The 18,212-nt window shown below is 36.3% G+C and carries 17 protein-coding genes and 1 rRNA gene; 6 read left to right on the forward strand and 12 right to left on the reverse strand.

Annotated features, from left to right (window positions below; genetic code table 11):
* Positions 1-4: 4 nt before the first annotated feature.
* From OLM58_RS05030 to OLM58_RS05040, 3 genes are all read right to left on the reverse strand, one after another.
* Positions 5-1,518, reverse strand: a 16S ribosomal RNA gene (locus OLM58_RS05030).
* 1,242 nt (positions 1,519-2,760) lie between these two features.
* Positions 2,761-3,996: an ABC transporter permease gene (locus OLM58_RS05035; RefSeq protein WP_264531431.1), complete on the reverse strand. Its 1,236-nt coding sequence runs from the start codon at positions 3,994-3,996 to the stop codon at positions 2,761-2,763.
* A 118-nt stretch (positions 3,997-4,114) separates the two neighbouring features.
* Complete coding sequence (locus tag OLM58_RS05040; protein ID WP_264531432.1) at positions 4,115-4,609, reverse strand: YkgJ family cysteine cluster protein; 495 nt, start codon at positions 4,607-4,609, stop codon at positions 4,115-4,117.
* A gap of 74 nt (positions 4,610-4,683) precedes the next feature.
* On the opposite strand from OLM58_RS05040, the gene OLM58_RS05045 reads away from it, so the two are divergent.
* Positions 4,684-5,391 (forward strand): class I SAM-dependent methyltransferase, encoded by a 708-nt coding sequence (locus OLM58_RS05045; protein ID WP_264531433.1) that lies wholly within the window; start codon positions 4,684-4,686, stop codon positions 5,389-5,391.
* Positions 5,392-5,402: 11 nt separating this feature from the next.
* Positions 5,403-5,948 carry a YfiT family bacillithiol transferase gene (locus OLM58_RS05050; RefSeq protein ID WP_264531434.1) on the forward strand — a complete coding sequence of 182 codons (546 nt, stop codon included), beginning with the start codon at positions 5,403-5,405 and terminating at the stop codon, positions 5,946-5,948.
* An 88-nt stretch (positions 5,949-6,036) separates the two neighbouring features.
* Here the strand turns inward: OLM58_RS05050 and OLM58_RS05055 are convergent, their stop codons facing one another.
* The 8 genes from OLM58_RS05055 to OLM58_RS05090 form a co-directional block, all read right to left on the reverse strand.
* Entirely contained in the window at positions 6,037-6,669 is a 633-nt protein-coding gene (locus OLM58_RS05055; protein WP_264531435.1) for a 7-carboxy-7-deazaguanine synthase QueE, read from the reverse strand.
* Positions 6,670-6,769: 100 nt separating this feature from the next.
* Positions 6,770-8,437: a tetratricopeptide repeat protein gene (locus OLM58_RS05060; RefSeq protein ID WP_264531436.1), complete on the reverse strand. Its 1,668-nt coding sequence runs from the start codon at positions 8,435-8,437 to the stop codon at positions 6,770-6,772.
* A gap of 17 nt (positions 8,438-8,454) precedes the next feature.
* A complete protein-coding gene (locus OLM58_RS05065; RefSeq protein WP_264531437.1) occupies positions 8,455-9,372 on the reverse strand; it encodes a PstS family phosphate ABC transporter substrate-binding protein in 918 nt (305 codons plus the stop codon).
* Positions 9,373-9,374: 2 nt separating this feature from the next.
* On the reverse strand, positions 9,375-9,605 hold the full coding sequence (locus tag OLM58_RS05070) for a hypothetical protein (RefSeq protein WP_264531438.1): 231 nt from the start codon (positions 9,603-9,605) through the stop codon (positions 9,375-9,377).
* Positions 9,605-10,405, reverse strand: coding sequence for an energy transducer TonB (locus tag OLM58_RS05075; RefSeq protein ID WP_264531439.1), 801 nt, complete (start codon positions 10,403-10,405; stop codon positions 9,605-9,607). The genes OLM58_RS05070 and OLM58_RS05075 overlap by 1 nt, the downstream gene beginning before the upstream one ends.
* 39 nt (positions 10,406-10,444) lie before the next feature.
* Entirely contained in the window at positions 10,445-10,999 is a 555-nt protein-coding gene (locus OLM58_RS05080) for an ExbD/TolR family protein (protein ID WP_264531440.1), read from the reverse strand.
* Between the two features lie 19 nt (positions 11,000-11,018).
* Positions 11,019-11,645, reverse strand: coding sequence for an ExbD/TolR family protein (locus OLM58_RS05085; protein WP_264531441.1), 627 nt, complete (start codon positions 11,643-11,645; stop codon positions 11,019-11,021).
* Positions 11,646-11,702: 57 nt separating this feature from the next.
* Positions 11,703-12,527 (reverse strand): MotA/TolQ/ExbB proton channel family protein, encoded by an 825-nt coding sequence (locus OLM58_RS05090; protein ID WP_264531442.1) that lies wholly within the window; start codon positions 12,525-12,527, stop codon positions 11,703-11,705.
* A 380-nt stretch (positions 12,528-12,907) separates the two neighbouring features.
* On the opposite strand from OLM58_RS05090, the gene OLM58_RS05095 reads away from it, so the two are divergent.
* The gene (locus tag OLM58_RS05095; RefSeq protein WP_264531443.1) at positions 12,908-14,425 is read left to right on the forward strand and encodes a DUF853 domain-containing protein; all 1,518 of its coding nucleotides are present in this window, start codon (positions 12,908-12,910) and stop codon (positions 14,423-14,425) included.
* A 114-nt stretch (positions 14,426-14,539) separates the two neighbouring features.
* On the opposite strand, the gene OLM58_RS05100 is transcribed toward OLM58_RS05095, so the two are convergent.
* Positions 14,540-15,880 carry an FAD-dependent oxidoreductase gene (locus OLM58_RS05100; RefSeq protein WP_264531444.1) on the reverse strand — a complete coding sequence of 447 codons (1,341 nt, stop codon included), beginning with the start codon at positions 15,878-15,880 and terminating at the stop codon, positions 14,540-14,542.
* A gap of 219 nt (positions 15,881-16,099) precedes the next feature.
* On the opposite strand from OLM58_RS05100, the gene OLM58_RS05105 reads away from it, so the two are divergent.
* From OLM58_RS05105 to OLM58_RS05115, 3 genes are all read left to right on the forward strand, one after another.
* Positions 16,100-16,693: a GNAT family N-acetyltransferase gene (locus OLM58_RS05105; RefSeq protein ID WP_264531445.1), complete on the forward strand. Its 594-nt coding sequence runs from the start codon at positions 16,100-16,102 to the stop codon at positions 16,691-16,693.
* A 64-nt stretch (positions 16,694-16,757) separates the two neighbouring features.
* The gene (locus OLM58_RS05110; RefSeq protein WP_264531446.1) at positions 16,758-17,315 is read left to right on the forward strand and encodes an HD domain-containing protein; all 558 of its coding nucleotides are present in this window, start codon (positions 16,758-16,760) and stop codon (positions 17,313-17,315) included.
* Between the two features lie 29 nt (positions 17,316-17,344).
* Positions 17,345-18,139 (forward strand): helix-turn-helix domain-containing protein, encoded by a 795-nt coding sequence (locus OLM58_RS05115; RefSeq protein WP_264531447.1) that lies wholly within the window; start codon positions 17,345-17,347, stop codon positions 18,137-18,139.
* Positions 18,140-18,212: the final 73 nt, after the last annotated feature.

Genomic DNA, 18,212 nt, shown 5'->3' on the forward strand with positions numbered 1-18,212 from the left:
CTAGAAAGGAGGTGTTCCAGCCGCACCTTCCGGTACGGCTACCTTGTTACGACTTAGCCCTAGTTACCAGTTTTACCCTAGGCAGCTCCTTGCGGTCACCGACTTCAGGCACCCCCAGCTTCCATGGCTTGACGGGCGGTGTGTACAAGGCCCGGGAACGTATTCACCGGATCATGGCTGATATCCGATTACTAGCGATTCCAGCTTCACGGAGTCGAGTTGCAGACTCCGATCCGAACTGTGACCGGTTTTATAGATTCGCTCCTGGTCGCCCAGTGGCTGCTCTCTGTACCGGCCATTGTAGCACGTGTGTAGCCCAAGGCGTAAGGGCCGTGATGATTTGACGTCATCCCCACCTTCCTCACAGTTTGCACTGGCAGTCTTGTTAGAGTTCCCGACATGACTCGCTGGCAACTAACAACAGGGGTTGCGCTCGTTATAGGACTTAACCTGACACCTCACGGCACGAGCTGACGACAACCATGCAGCACCTTGTAATTTGTCTTGCGAAAGATCTGTTTCCAAATCGGTCAAACTACATTTAAGCCTTGGTAAGGTTCCTCGCGTATCATCGAATTAAACCACATGCTCCACCGCTTGTGCGGGCCCCCGTCAATTCCTTTGAGTTTCATTCTTGCGAACGTACTCCCCAGGTGGGATACTTATCACTTTCGCTTAGCCACTGAACTTGCGCCCAACAGCTAGTATCCATCGTTTACGGCGTGGACTACCAGGGTATCTAATCCTGTTCGCTACCCACGCTTTCGTCCATCAGCGTCAATCCATTAGTAGTAACCTGCCTTCGCAATTGGTATTCCATGTAATCTCTAAGCATTTCACCGCTACACTACATATTCTAGTTACTTCCTAATAATTCAAGTTTAGCAGTATCAATGGCCGTTCCACCGTTGAGCGATGGGCTTTCACCACTGACTTACTAAACCGCCTACGGACCCTTTAAACCCAATGATTCCGGATAACGCTTGGATCCTCCGTATTACCGCGGCTGCTGGCACGGAGTTAGCCGATCCTTATTCTTACGATACCGTCAAGCTCCTTCACGAAGGAGTGTTTCTTCTCGTACAAAAGCAGTTTACAATCCATAGGACCGTCATCCTGCACGCGGCATGGCTGGATCAGGCTTGCGCCCATTGTCCAATATTCCTCACTGCTGCCTCCCGTAGGAGTCTGGTCCGTGTCTCAGTACCAGTGTGGGGGATCTCCCTCTCAGGACCCCTACCCATCGTAGCCTTGGTAAGCCGTTACCTTACCAACTAGCTAATGGGACGCATGCTCATCTTTTACCGTTGTGACTTTAATAGTATCTCGATGCCGAGTCACTATACTATGAGGTATTAATCCAAATTTCTCTGGGCTATCCCTCTGTAAAAGGTAGATTGCATACGCGTTACGCACCCGTGCGCCGGTCTCTGCCGATAAATCGGCATACCCCTCGACTTGCATGTGTTAAGCCTGCCGCTAGCGTTCATCCTGAGCCAGGATCAAACTCTTCATCGTATATTTTTTATATTATATTGCGATGAATATCTATCGGTTCTTTTCGAATCTTACGACTCTATTACTCTTATTCTTTTGTTCCGATTTTCATCGAAACGGCTGTCAATTCAATATGTCTACGAACGTATTCTTTTTTCTTAATCTCGCCTGTTTCTCAAAGCGGGTGCAAAAGTAGAAAACTTATTTCTAATCGGCAAGAGTTTTTTGAAGTTTTTTTTTAGAAAATTTCTTTTCGTTTTTAACCCCTCTCCTTACCAATCTTTCAATTAACTTCCCTTGTTTTGCGGGGTGCAAACTTAAAACTTTCTTTCTTTACTCACAAGCTTTTTTTAATCTTTTTTGAAAATAAATTTTCGTTTTGATTCGTTTTGCTTATCAGTATTTCTGTGAACGTTTATCGCTGTTGCGGGTGCAAAAGTAGTCACTTTATCCGCTTTCACAAGCTTTTTTTAAACTTATTTTTGAAGTTTTTTAAAACTTTCTCTTAACACTCTGACAACACCTCTTTTACAAATCAAACTATTTTTACATTTGAAAGGTTTTTCTTTAACAAATTAGATTCAACACTACACCTGCCTTTAAAACATTCCTATTTTACCACTCTCTCAAAGACGCAAAGGCGCGAAGTTTTCGCTTTATGACCGATCTTTCCTTTGAAAACCCATGCCCTAGCCCCGATAGTAGTGGAAATCCTTTTGCTTTTTCCTTTAAAAAGCAAAAGATTGCAGCGGATAGCGGGATAAAGCTTCGACTTCGCTCAGCTGGACAAAACTGCTTTTCTTGCATTTTTGCTCAACTGGACAGAAAAACTACAATATATATAGTATAGAATACAAAATCTCAAATTCCAAACCCAATGGCTTCGACTTCGCTCAGCTGGACAGAAACTGCTTTTCTTGCATTTTTGCTCAACTGGACAGAAAAACTACAATATATATAGTATAGAATACAAAATCTCAAATTCCAAACCCAATGGCTTCGACTTCGCTCAGCTGGACAGAAACTGCTTTTCTTGCATTTTCGCTTAGCCAGACAGAAAAACTACTCTTATATATAATATAGAATCTCAAATTCCAAATTCCAAACCTGATGGCTTCGACTTCGCTCAGCCGGACAAAACTACTTTTCTTGCATTTTCGCTCAGCTGGACAGAAGCAATCCTTAAATATATAGGTAGTAAAAAACAAACCCGACAGGTTTTAAAAACCTGTCGGGTTGTATACACACTCCAGAACAATACAATTACTCGAAACGAATAGCTTTAACCGGAGAAATCTTTGTAATTATATAAGACGGAATCAACAGCACTACAAAACAAACGCCAACCGTAAGCAAATTCAATAAAATAATATGCCACAAATTAAAATAGACCGGAGCCTGATTTACATAGTAATTTTCAGGATTTAAGCGAATCACTCCAAACTGCTGCTGAATTAACAACAAAGCAATACCAATTAGGTTGCCCCAAAACAATCCCCGAACAATCAGATAGAACGCGTTATACAAAAACACTTTACGAACCATCCAGTTATTGGCCCCCAACGCTTTTAAAATTCCAATCATCTGAGTACGCTCCAAAATCAAAACCAATAGCGCTACAACCATGTTAATAGTAGCCACCAGTATCATTACCCCTAATATTACTATGATATTAAAATCGAAAAGCTGCAACCAATCAAATATATAACTGTACTTCTCTATTATTGTTTTGGTATCCAGATTAGACGATGTTTGATCATAGATTTTTTCTCCTGTTGTTTTAATAGCATCAAAATCATTGATGAATACCTCAAAAGCACCAACCTGATTGGCACTCCATTTATTTATTCTTTGAATATGCCTAATATCTCCCAAGATATAGGTAGCGTCAAAATCCTGAAAGCCTGAACTAAAAACACCCGCTATTCTGAATCGGCGGCTATTAGGCATTTTCCCTTGTTCTTCTTTGATAAAAAAAGTATTAAAATTATCTCCTACTTTAAGATGAAGCCGATCTGCAAGGAATTTCGAAATCAAAACATCTTCATTTAAAGCAGCAGAAAAATCAGGCAACTTTCCTTCAACCAAATACTCTTCTATATTTTTCCAGTCGTAATCTGCTCCCACTCCTTTAAAGATTATACCTTCAAAAGAATTCTCTGTCCTGATAATTCCTGCTTTACTAGCGATCGCCTGAATATGACTCACCTCAGGAACTGATTTAAATTCAGGATAAAACTCCTGTTTTTTAGAAATAGGAATCAAAGTAACATCAGAATTGTTATTATCGTAGTTTGAAATTATAATCTGTCCGTTGAAAGCTGAAACTTTATCCCTTATTTTTTTTTGAAGACCAATCCCTGTCGCAACAGAAACGATCATCATTATCATACCAATAGCGATAGCCGAAATAGCAATTTTAATAATAGGCGCCGAAATACTGCTTTTAAAATCTTTTGCAGTAATTAGCCTTTTAGCTATGAAATATTCTAAACTCAAATTTTACGTTGTCTTGAAATTATTAATTACACCCGTTTCCGGTTCATTCGAATCAAAAGTACATCTTAAAAAGCAAAAATGAACTGCTTCTAAGAACAATTATCAAATGTTTAGAAGGTTACAAAGGAAGCTTTTTCTTCATTTCCTCCACTATATTATATGCAGCAGGACAAATAGCAACATTCTTCAATGTTAAGTCTGCTATCTGATGAAACTTTTTACGATCTGTATGCGGAAATTCTCTGCATGCTTTCGGACGAACATCATAAATCATACAATAATTTTCATTATCCAAAAAAGTACAAGGAACGCTTTTCAAAACATAATCTTTGTCCTCATCAATTCTGAGATATTGCTCGATAAATTGCTGCGGCTTTTGTCGGAATGATTTTGAAATCCTTTCAATATCAGCCAAAGTAAACAAAGGCCCGGTAGTTTTACAGCAATTCGCACATTGCAGGCAGTCTGTTTTCTTAAATTCGGAGTCATGCAAATCCTGCATCACATAATCCAAATTCTTTGGCTGTTTCTTTTTAAGCTTATCGAAATACTTTTTATTTTCGATATGCTTATCTTTGGCTAACTTATTTAAGTTATTTAAAATTTGCTTCAAGTTTAAGATTTAAAGTTGAGCTGCAAAATTAAACAACTTTAAACTTGAAACCTTAAACTTTGAACTAAAATACAATGAAAGATCTTTTCGGGAAAGCCATGTACGATTTCCAAACCAATAATTCACCTGAGAATATTATCACTGAAACTTCGATTTCTGAAGAAGATGAAATGAGTGTGGATTATTTATTCCGTTCGTACAATGAAATGCCTAGACTCGAACAAAAAGCACTGCAATTAGCCTTCGGAAAAACTCTGGACGTAGGCTGCGGAGCCGGAAGCCATAGTTTATCTTTACAAAATGACAGAAATCTGGAACTTATCTCAATTGACATTTCAAAAAACGCAATCGAAACCTGCAAGCTTCGTGGAGTCAAAAATGCTATAGTCAAAAATATTCTGGATTTTGAAGGGGAAAAATTCGATACTATCATTTTACTGATGAATGGAGTGGGAATTTTTGGTAAACTAGGGAATTGCAACCAATATCTTTCTAAACTGAAATCACTTCTGAACCCCGGCGGGCAAATTTTACTCGACAGCTCAGACATTATCTACATGTTTGACGAAGACGAAGATGGCGGAAAATGGATCCCATCCGATAATGATTACTATGGAGAGCTTGTTTTCAATATTTCTTATAAAGGCGAGAAAGAAGAGCCGTTTGACTGGCTGTACCTTGATTACAATACTCTTCAAAATGCCGCTACGGCGAATGGATTAAAATGCGAACTTATCCTTGAAGGCGACCACTACGATTACTTGGCTAAACTCTCTCTATAAAACAACAAAACATGAACGAAACAGATTTAGAAAAACTAAAATATCCGATCGGAAAGTTTAAAACCCCAACAGATTATACCTCGGAGTACATTTCCGATAATGTTGCCATCATTGCATCTTTTCCCGAAAGATTAAAAAAAGAAACGATTCATTTAACCGACGAACAACTAGACACTCCTTATCGTCCGGACGGATGGACTGTACGTCAAGTAATTCATCATTGCGCCGAAAGCCACATGAACTGTTATATCAGAATAAAATGGGCTTTAACCGAAAATAATCCTGTAATAAAAGCTTATGATGAAAAATTATGGTCGGAATTGCAGGACAATGTAACCATGCCCATCCAACCAACCCTACAACTACTGGAAGGATTACATTACAGATTGGCTTATATCATGAGAAATCTAAGTCCGCAAGATTTAAACAAATCATTTATTCATCCCGAAAACAATTCCGAATATTTGATCAAACAAATCATTGGAATGTATGCCTGGCACAGCAGCCATCATCTGGCCCATATAACAAATTTAAAAAACAGCAAAAATTGGATCTGAATCTGATGTTTCTTTTTTACACACTGTATAATATTTACCATAAACGAAAAAAATCTCTTCGATTGAAGAGATTTTTTTCGTTTATGCCTTAAGGAATATTCAAATATTTATGTGTTTGAAGCGAAACTCTCCATTTTGGATTGTTCATCACATAATCCACAATCAGAGGTGTCATTTCTTCTTTTTTGCTCCATTCCGGCTGAAGAAACAAAATTGCTTTATCATTTACCAACTCGGCTTGCTCTTCTGCAAAAATAAAATCGTGTTTGTTATAGATAATTACTTTCAACTCATGTGCGTTGTCATACACCGTTTGAGTAGGCAGCTTATTTTTTTTAGGCGAAAGACAAATCCAGTCCCAAGTACCCGATAACGGATAAGCTCCTGAAGTTTCGATATGAACTTTCATGTTTTTATCCTTCAACCGCTGCGTCAATAAACTCATATCCCATGTCAAAGGCTCACCACCCGTAATCACAACAGTATCAGCCTGACTTGATGCATTATTTACAATTAAATCAATACTTGTTGGCGGATGTAACTCAGCATTCCAACTTTCCTTCACATCACACCAGTGACAACCTACATCACAACCTCCAATTCGTATAAAGTAAGCGGCTGTCCCGGTATGAAACCCTTCTCCCTGAATGGTATAAAATTCTTCCATCAAAGGCAACATCGCTCCTTTATTTACTTCTAATTGTATTTCTTTTGATAACATTATTCTATTTTAAAGTGCAAAGATAGTCAATTAAATACGGAACAAAAAAAACCGATAGTTCAAAGAAACTACCGGTTTTATATTTGACTGTAAATTTATATTATTTCAAAGCTTTTACAGATTGTGCAGCATAAGTATTTGCAGGGTCTAAAACTAAACTCTTATTGAAATACTCAATTGCTTTTGCTTTATCAGTATTTGCATAACTAGCACCGATACTATTGTAAGCTTCTACAACTTTTTTAACTGTAGCCGGCTTAGCCAATTCTTCAGCACCTTTTGCAGTAATTCTTGTTACGTACTCTTCGTAGTTTTTAATGATTAAATCATCTTTTTCTAACAAGTTGTTGATTCTACCTTTGTATAAGTAAGCCTCATTATAAGTTGGAGAAGCTTCTAAGATTCTGTCAAAAGCAGCTTCCGCTTTTCCTAAAGCTACAGCATCTGCAGCTCCATTTGTTTTATTTGCGTTAGCATAATAAAGAGAAATACCGTAGTAAATATTATCGTCTAAATAGTTTTTAGACTCTTTGTTCGTTGTTCCAAGCTCTAAAATGGTAGCAGCCTGAGCAAATTGTTTTTTCCCGAACAAAGCTTTTCCTAAATCAGATAATTCTTCAACTACTAAAGGCTCAAGTTCTATCGCTTTTTTGATATCAGCTACACCAGCATCAAAAGAAGCCTGCTCAACAATTCCGTCAGCAGCAGTTCCTTTTTTAATTTTAGACAAACCTAAATACAAATAATCTCTACCAATTACCTTGTTAGAAGGTACTTTGATATAATCTTCAATAGATTTGATCGCTACATCTACATTTCCATTCTCATAAGCAGCATAACCTAAATATCTGAAAATTCTAGGATTTACTTTATCCTCAGCAATCATTTTGTTTGCAACAGTCTCTAAACTTTTATAATCCTTAACCAAGATCAAGAAATCTGCGTGACGCATTTTAGAATCTAAAGAGTAATCAGTAAGATTTAAATACTTCTCGTAGTTTGTAATTGCATTTTGCATGTTAACTTTAGAAGTAGATGGTTTATTTCTTCCCCATTTATAGTAAGTCTCAGCTAACTCTCTGTAAACCGGACCATAATTAGCGTTCAAAGCAATTACTTCATTAAAAGATTTAATTGCTTCATCATAAGATTTAGCACCTTTTAACAAAACTCCAAGCTGCATTTTTGCTCTTAAAAGCGTTGGATCAGCCGTAAATGCATCACGGTATGCCTTGTAAGCATCGTTTTGATTGTTTGCTCCGTAGTATGCATCACCAATAGCTAAAAGCGCTGTTGCATTTTGAGGATCAATTACCAATGCACGCTTCAAAGTAGCTATAGCATTTGTATAATCTGGTGAAGAAGAATTCATATAAGCTCTACCAATGTAAATAAATTCCTCTACATCTTTACGCTTCATATCTTTTGTAGCCAAAGCAAAATTTGCCTGAGCCGCAGCAGCATTCTTCGCATCAAGATCTAACTGACCTAATCCAATATAATTTAAGCTTTTCTTATCTGATGCCTGTAAACCATTTGCATAATAAATTTTAGCAGAATCAATGATTGCCTGATTTAAATACACATTACCTAAAACAAAATTAGCTTCTCCATCAGAAGGTTTTGCTTTGATGATTGATTTTAGCAATGACTTTGCTTTTTGAAATTGCTCAGCATCGATTGCTTTTTTAGCTTCTTTGATATCTTGCGCTTTTACTACAGTAGCTGAAGCAACTAAGGCAAGACTAAAAATTTTAAATTTATTCATCTCTAATTGTAATTAATTTATTCTTTATCTTTTACTATTTGATTCCTTATTTTAAGCTTTCTTCCAGGAGTTCTAACCGGTAACAAACCTGATTTCAAAACGATCCTCTGTCCAATATCGCCGGCAATAAAGGATGCAAACCCCATTCCTAAACCAGAATAACCCTGGCAATTTATGATAAACAAATCACGTGCCAAAGGGTATTTCACTTCTGCAAGATCATTCTGAGTTGGGCTGTAATATTGATTACTGTTTAATCCTTTAACACTCAATACATTTATTTTCTTAACCACTTCAGCCATGTTTGGCGACGGCTGAGAAAGCCAATTTACACCCACTACCCCGATCATACCATCATTCTCAGATACAAATTTAATAACTTCATCGTTCGTTTTAAAAGAAAACACTCCTTTTACAGGAACATCTTTCACTTTTGCCAGTTCTTTCATATAACGTACGGTACTTGAGTTTGGATTATCAAACACTAGTCCTTTAATTCTTGCGTCTGGTTTACCCTGCATAAAATCGATTACCGTTTTCAACGCTATTAATGTATCATTATTGCCTTTGTTCGAAATAAAAGCTATTGCATCTGTTGCAAAAGGGGTAACTCTGGGTTTTATTTTACTTTTTTCAAATTTAACCAATTCCTCTTTAGTCAAATCTCTCGTTGTCACTACTACTGTAGCTTTCTGATTGAGCAGATCATTTATAAGCTCCGCTTCTGACTTAGGCTTCACGGTAATCTTTGCATCGTAATAAGTTCCTTCAAAGACAGCAACCTGATCGTCTACAATAGGCTTTATAGTTTCATCGACGGTAATATCGATTGCTCCTTTTAAAATTGTTTCCTTATCGTTTTTACTTTTTTGGTTGCACATGGCAAACAAAAAGACAAAAACAACCAAGCCTGCAATCTTACTATACTTTAACATAATTATTCTGCGTTTGAATTAATTAATCTCAAAAAACGAATGGCCGAATACACTATCAATAATCCTCCAAAAGCATATCTATACTTTTGCTCCATATTTAGCGGAAGTTTCTCCCAAAACATGATCATTAAACCGAGTACAAGATATATTAAAAAGAACAGTATTCCTAAAACAAGAAGAAATCGCTCTTTGAGCGATTTCTTCTGAATATTATTAAGTATATCTTTTAACATTATTCTGCAGATTGAATAGTAATAGGCAGAGAGTAAAGTACTCTAACTTTTTTACCATTTTGCTCGCCGGGAGTCCATTTTGGACACTTTTTAAGAACACGAATTGCTTCTGCTCCTGTACCGTAACCGATATCCCTTAAAACTTTAATGTCGGTTAATGAACCGTCTTTTTCAACTACAAAAGTAACATAAACTTTACCTTTTAAACCTTCTTCTTCCGGAGTCTTGTAATTGTTTCCTACGAATTTGTAGAATTTCTCAATTCCTCCAGGGAAATCTGGTTTTACTTCGATACCTGCAGTATTATAAACGTTGTTATCTTCTGCAATGATCTCTGTAACTGGTCCTTTACCAACTGGCTCATCCACAGTTAAAACTGCATCCGGATCTCCTTTGATGGTTTCGTTACCCACTTTTTTGTCCTTAAGTTCCTCAATTTTTGGAGGATCTTCAGTAACTTCATTTGCCTTAGCAACAACCGGCTTCACAAACTTTACCTGATCCACTTTTGGTGGTGGTGGTGGTGGTGGTGGTTGATTTGGCTTTACTTCCTCTTTTTTAGGAGGTAACTTCACTGTAGCGATCTTAATATCTGTATTGATCTCGTCTTCACTAGAATCCGGTAAGTAACTTGCAATAAGAGGAGCTGCAACAGCAAAACTAAAAATAACTGAACCTATGATAAGAGCTCTTACCGTAGTTTTATTGTTCGCTTTTCTTAGCTCATATGCACCATATATCTTATTACGTCCTTCGAATACGATATCAAGCCACTGATTTTTAATTATATCTAATTTCATTTTTCTTGATTATTTTAGGATGCTCAGAAAAGATAACCCTTATTGTTTATCAATCAATTTTGTTTCCTCTGGTGTAAACTCAGGAACAATCGCATAAGTATCTACTCCAGTTATAGCCATCTCATCTAACATATCCACTAAATTGCGATAAGTTGATTTTTTAGTTGGCTTAATGATCACGATAATCCCATTCTTAGGTTTTCCTATACTAGCAGAATAAGCTAATACTTCTTTCTTTTGCTTTAATAGTTCCCTACGAATACCATCCTTACCATATGCAATATCTTTAGGTCCAACCTTAGGTGAAGCTAACAACCCCATATAGTAAACCAATTTATTGTTTTCACCAACCATAACAGTCATCGTACGATTCTCATCAACTTTAACTGGTGGTGTCTTATCATTTGGATCTTTATCTGGCAGAGACAAATCCATCGATTGAGGTTTTGACAACGATGTGGTTAACATAAAGAATGTGATCAATAAGAATGCCAAATCTACCATCGCCGTTAAATCGACTTTCGAATTCTGCTTTTTACTTCTTACTTTGCCACCTTTTCCGCCACCACCGTCGCCGGTATTTAATTCAGCCATTTTAGTGTATCTTTTTTAATTAAAAGTCTTTTCCTCTCATACCTGTAACTAAGTTAAAGGAATTGATTTTCTGATCTTGTAAAATATCCATAATCTTTTTGATTTGTGGATATTGTTCTTTAGCGTCTCCTTTGATTGCAATTTGCAATTCTTTGTCATCAAGATCAATTGCAGCTCTTCTAGAAACTAAAAGCCACTCTTTTAATTGATTGTCTAAAGAATCGATTGGAATACCCGGTTGATCTGCTTTTGTTCTATCAGCCGCTTTCATATCGATGATTTGCTTTAAATTTGTTACCGGAACACCGAAGTCATCCATTAAGGCAAATTTAGCTTTATCATCTTCAGAAAAAGTAACTCCGAATTTTGCTCCCATACCTTCAAGAGTTCTTTTACGAATCTCTCTTCCTTTGATATCAAAAAACACTTTGCTTTTTCCGTCTTTTCCTTTTCCAATTGTAATAATTGCCAAATCAGAATCTGGTAATTTACTTTGAACAGTAGAAGAAGGCATATCTACAGGAAGTGCTTCAGGCACTTTAGCAGTTGCAGTCAAGATAAAGAACGTAAGCAAAAGGAACGCAACATCACACATGGCAGTCATATCTGTCGATGTTGACTTCTTTTTCATTTTAATTTTAGCCATTATCTTTTATTTTATTTTGATATAATTAAATCTAATTATTTATATATCAAAAATTAATTATTGTTTTAAACTTCCTCTGAATTTTCTGTAAGTATTCACGATTGTAGTACCAGCCTCATCGATAGAGTAAGTTAAATCGTCAATTTTAGCAGTAAAGAAGTTGTAAGAAACAATTGCAAAGATAGAAGTAGAGATACCTGTTGCAGTGTTGATAAGTGCCTCAGAGATACCTGTTGCAAGAGCAGCCTGGTCTGGAGTTCCAGCAGAAGCTAACGCACCAAACGCTTTAATCATCCCTGATACAGTTCCTAATAATCCTCCTAATGTACCTAAAGATACTAAAGTAGAGATAATAGTCATATTTTTTTCTAACATTGGCATTTCTAATGAAGTAGCCTCTTCGATTTCTTTGTGAATTACTTCTGAAGCTTCTTCACTGTTGAAACCTTCTTTTTTAACATCTTGATATTTAATCAAAGCAGATTTAATTGCGTTTGCAACTGAACCTTGTTGTTTGTCACATGAAGCGATAGCAGCCTCGATGTTTCCTTCTTTAATGCTTCCTTGTACATTTTTCATAAATGCATCTAAGTTAGCTTTACCAGCAGCTTTACCGATAACGATAAATCTCTCAATAGAAAAAACAACAACCATTAAAAGCATCCCTAATAAAACTGGTACGATAAAACCTCCTTTATATACCATTCCTAAAGTATTAATCGGGTGACCTGTTTCTGGATTTCCTCCTTCAAAGTTAGCTGAATCTCCCATAACGAATTTCCAGATTAACCATCCAACAAAAACACATGCTGCAATAATGATTCCTGAAATCATTCCTCCCCCATTTGAAGTGCTTTCTTTTTTAACTTTAACGTTTGCCATTTTTTTTAATTTTAATAGTTTTAAATAATTTTTATTTTTTAGTTATATTTAACTTGTAGAGGAGCAAATTTATACGTTTAGTTTAAATAAAAAAACTTTTTTTAATTTAATTGAAGGAAATTTAACGTCAATTTAAAAAATATCTCATTAAATTGCCGATATCATTTTTTAGATAAAACAAAAATAAGGGCTAATAATGGGAAAATTACAACGTTTTAGTAAATATTCAAACATTCCATTGATATCTTCTTAAAAAGTTGCGAAATTGTTTTTTATATTTTTTTTAACCCGAAAAAGTTTTTTCCTACTAAAGAAAATGAGCCTAAAATGTTAATAAACCTGACAAACCTCTTATAATCATCTAAATTACAAATAAAAACATGAATAAAAAAGACAATTTCATTCAGGATATCAACAATGGTTATTCTTCAAAGGGCGACAGTATTGTTCTTGGAAGTGCCATTCTGGACGGAGAACCACTTGGAGAAGCTCATGTCAAAATTCCTCTAAAAACATTAAACCGCCACGGGCTGATTGCAGGGGCAACGGGAACCGGAAAAACCAAAACAATACAGGTTTTCTCTGAGCAGCTTTCGAATATGGGAGTTCCTGTTTTGATGATGGATATTAAAGGTGACTTTAGCGGAATCGCTGAAGAAGGTAAAGAGGAGGGTTTTATAACGGAGCGTCATGCCAAAATAAACATACCTTATAATATAGCTTCTTTTCCTGTTGAATTAATGTCACTCTCTAAACAAAATGGCGTTCGCTTAAGAGCTACTGTTTCGGAGTTCGGACCGGTATTGTTTTCCCGAATTTTAGATCTGAATGATACACAGGCGGGTGTGGTTGCCGTTATCTTTAAATATTGTGATGATAACAAAATGCCATTATTAGATTTAAAGGATATTAAAAAGGTCCTTAATTATATCACCGAGGAAGGCAAAGATGAAATAAGCGCCAATTATGGTAAAATTTCAACCGCAACCACAGGAACGATTCTGAGAAAAATTATAGAATTAGAGCAGCAAGGCGGTGATCTGTTTTTTGGTGAACTTTCGTTTGAAATTGATGATTTAATGCGAATTGATGAAAACGGAAAGGGTTACGTAAACATTATTCGTTTGACGGATATTCAGGACAAACCTAAATTGTTCTCGACTTTTATGCTGAGTTTATTAGCTGAGATTTATCAGCAAATGCCGGAAAAAGGAGATGTTGTTCAACCAGAACTGGTTATTTTTATTGATGAAGCACATTTAATTTTTAATGAAGCCAGCAAGGCTCTTCTGGAACAAATCGAAACGATTGTAAAACTAATACGTTCTAAAGGGGTTGGAATTTATTTTGTAACTCAGAATCCAATGGACGTTCCGAGTGGTGTATTGGCACAATTGGGTTTAAAAATTCAGCATGCGCTAAGAGCTTTTACTGCCAATGACCGTCAGGCGATTAAAAAAACAGCAGACAATTATCCAACTTCTCCTTATTACAAGACAGATGAGTTACTAACGAGTTTAGGAATTGGAGAGGCTTTGGTAACAGCATTGAATGAAAAGGGAGTCCCTACTCCGCTTGTAGCGACTATGATGCGTGCACCTATGAGTCGAATGGATGTGTTAACTGCTGAAGAAATTGAAGGGATCAACTGCAAATCGAAACTCGTAAAAAAATACCTTGAAGAAATTGATCGGGAGAGCGCTTATGAAATTCTGACTAAGAAAATTGAAGATGCCACTCAGGCGGCTGCAGAACAGGAAGAAGAAACACCGACAAAATCATCTAAATCTGAACCAAGCACAGCCAGTGTAGTTGGTAAATCGGTTTTAAAAGTGGTTACCAGCGCTACTTTTATAAGAGGTGTTTTTGGAGTTTTATCAAAAATATTCAAAAAATAACCTATCAAAAATCAATGACAATGTCAAAAATCAATTTAAAACTGATGGAGACATTGTCATTGTTATTGTTATTGATATTGATATTGCTTTTTGAGATTGATTTTTGAGATTGATTTATTTCTGAAGTAATTCCAGAATCTTATTTTCTACTTCCGGACTGTTCCAGATATTTTCAATATTTTCTATTCGTAAAACTTCTTCCATTATTACATTTTGAAAATCGCCAATTGCCAAAGCTTCGGAATAAGGACGATCACTAAAGGTTACGCGACTGTAAAGCGGAATCCATTTATCAGGATGTTTATCTGAGAATGCTTTCTCAATTTTCTTTTGCAATAAGAATTTTTCATCGGCCGTTTTGGTACTCATCTCCATGAAATTGCGATAAGACAATTCGGCAATCGCATCGGCATTTGGTTTACGTGAAATTTGATACTCGGAGAAGATTTTCTTCCAGTCGTCTCCATATTTCCCGATCATTTCACTTAAAACGGTAATATCTTCAAAACCTGCATTCATTCCTTGTCCGTAAAATGGAACAATAGCATGACAAGCATCTCCAATTAAAGCAATTTTATCTTCGTATGTCCACGGAAAACATTTCATGGTTACCAAAGTACTGGTTGGATTTTTAAAGAAATCTTCGGCCAACTTTGGGATTACTTCGATTGAGTCGGGGAAATTCTTCAAAAAGAAGTCTTCAACCATTTTACGATCTGTAAGCGATGCGAATGAATTTTCGCCTTCAAAAGGCATAAACAAAGTACAGGTAAAACTTCCATCGAGATTAGGAAGTGCAATTAACATGTATTCGCCACGTGGCCATATATGAAAAGAGTTTTTATCTAATTTATGTGAAGCATCAGCATTTGCAGGGATGTTTAGCTCTTTGTACCCCATATTCAAAAATTCCTGGGAATAATTGAACATGCTCTGACGCTGCATTCTGTGTCGTATTCTCGAGAAAGCACCATCGGCACCAAAAACCATATCGTACTTTTTCTCTTCCCACTCCCCTCTTTCCGTTTCACCTATGTGCAATGTAGCATCATTTAATGTTACGTCCCAGATTTTTTGTTCGAAAAGAAATTCTGCACCGGCTTCTTCCGCAAGATCAATCATTTTCCGATTTAAAGTTCCTCTGGAAATGGAATAAATGGACTCGCCTTCCTGCCCATAATTCTGAAAATTGAGTTTATCGACCAAATGAATGGCGCGTTTGTCCATTGGGATAGCGATTTCCCGCACGGCATCTCCAACACCAACGCCGTCAAGCGCTTTCCAGCCCCGGTTTGACATTGCCAGATTTATAGAACGACCTGAGAAATTAATTTTACGGATATCGGGACTACGATCATAAACATGAACGGTATGGCCTGCTTTTTTAAGATAAATCGCCAAGAGTGATCCTACTAATCCGGAACCAACAACAGCAATTTTTAGTGGAGTTTGCATCAAGAAAAATCTAAATATAAGATCGTAAAAATAAGTAATAATTGTACATAAGCTTTAAAATAAATAAATTATTTACTGTAGCGCCCCACAACCGTTTCAATTTTTACCAGGATTCAGGGTTGATTTACAAATATAACAAAATGTTATTTTATTCGATTTATCTAAAAAATTTAAACTCTTACATTCGCTTTCGGTTTTACCTTAATATATATCAGAATCATGAACAGCACAATTTTACAATCAGAAATTATCCTGAAAAACGAAAAAGTACTATTAATTCCGTTTGAGAGTGAAAGAAACATTGAACTCAAAGAAATCATTTTTGACGATGGGATCTGGAAATACATGGGCATGTACGTTCGCGATGAAAAAGATTTTGAAAACTACATTCAAAACACTCTGGAACAAAAAGCATCGGGAATTTGCTATCCTTTTTTAATCATTGATAAAGCTACCAACCGGGTTGCAGGAAGTACCAGATACGGCTACCTGAATCATGCAAGTCAGAAGTGTGAAATTGGCTGGACCTGGTACGGAGAAAAATTTCAGGGAACCGGCTTAAACAAAGCCTGTAAATTTGAGTTGCTAAATTTTGGATTTGAAGCCATTCAATTCAGAAGAATACAATTCAGCACTGATCTTGAAAACAAAAAGTCACAACGAGCAATTGAAAAACTAGGAGCAACCAAAGAAGGTCTTTTTAGAAACAATTATATCGATTCGGAAGGAAAAAGCAAAGATGATGTTTATTACAGTATTATTCCTGAAGACTGGCAAGCAGTTAAAACAAATTACTTTCCTGAATTTATATAGGAAAAGCGCCTCAACTATTGTGATAGAAAAATGGTATTTTAGCTTCTTCTAAAGTACCTCTTCTATGACTGAATTACAGACTATCTATCAAAGAACGCTAAAATTTGCTGCAAAAAGACATGCTGATCAAAATCAAGTAATTCCCGGAACCAATTTACCGTATGTTGTTCATTTAAGCAATGTAACCATGGAAATTCTATTTGCTTCGCAAAATACAACGTCTTTTAATACTGCATTTGCAATTCAAATTGCATTACTCCACGACATTCTTGAAGATACAGCAACTACATTTGAAGAAATTGCAGCGGAATTTGATGAAGAAATCGCTCAGGCTGTCCTGGCACTAACCAAGAATTCTAAAATACCTAAAGAAGAAAGAATGACCGATAGTCTGGTCCGAATTAAAGCATTATCAAAAGAGGTATGGGCTGTGAAATTAGCTGACAGAATAACTAATTTACAGGTTCCGCCGGAAAACTGGACTGTGGAAAAGATAAAAGAATATCATAAACAAGCGGTACAAATACTAAATACACTTAAAGGCGGCAACGCTTATTTAGAAAAAAGACTTTTAGAAAGAATTCAAAATTATTTACTGTATTGCACCGTCGAAAAAGCGTAGGTCATAACTCATCCAAACATAATCTCAAAATGAATCTATATTCAGAACATTATGTAAGCGAAAAAAGCGAGCGGTTTGTTACCAAGATCTGGTGTCTGGATAATTACGGTGGCGAAACGACAATTGAAAACAAACTCGTTTTACCTAACGGCTGTTTCAATCTTGCTATTGTTAGCGGAACCCACATAGAAGTTCACACAAGTAAGCGAAAATACGAGATGAACGAAGGCTTTTACTTTTGTTCGCAAATGACTAACAAGGTTCTCGTTCACCTAGGGTCTAAAACCAAAGTTACCATCATTCAATTGCAGCCCTGGACGCTTTCGATGTTTCCGCAATATGATTTGAGCCATTTTAGCGATTCGATTATCAGGATTAATCGTGAAGAACTTCCCTTTAAAATACAAACGGATGCTGTTACTGAAAATTTACTGCAGGCTATAAATGTTTATTTTGAAGAATTGTGTGCTTTACATTCAGAGAAAAATACCATCGAGAAAATCTGCGAGATTATAAAACATCACAACGAAGAAATTTCGGTTTCGGAAATTGGGGAGATTTTAAAGGTCTCTCAGCGATTGTTGCAGATGAAGTTTAAAACGGCGACAGGGCTTACGATTAAAAAATACATTCAGATTCTGAAGTTCAGAAAATCCGTAGATCAAATGGTGCATTCGAATCCTGAAAAACTCAGTCTGACAGAGGTTGCACTTTACAATAAGTATTTTGACCAGTCGCATTTTATAAAACAATTTAAAGGAGTCATGAAAACAACTCCAAAAACATTCAACTCCAGTTTGTACTTTCTTTCTAAAAAAAGATAAGATTTTCGCATTTGTACAATTTTTAGGTTTTGGATTGCAGTACTATTGCAAAATCATCAATCAATCAAACCAA

This window comes from Flavobacterium sp. N502540, from assembly GCF_025947365.1.
Lineage (GTDB): Bacteria > Bacteroidota > Bacteroidia > Flavobacteriales > Flavobacteriaceae > Flavobacterium.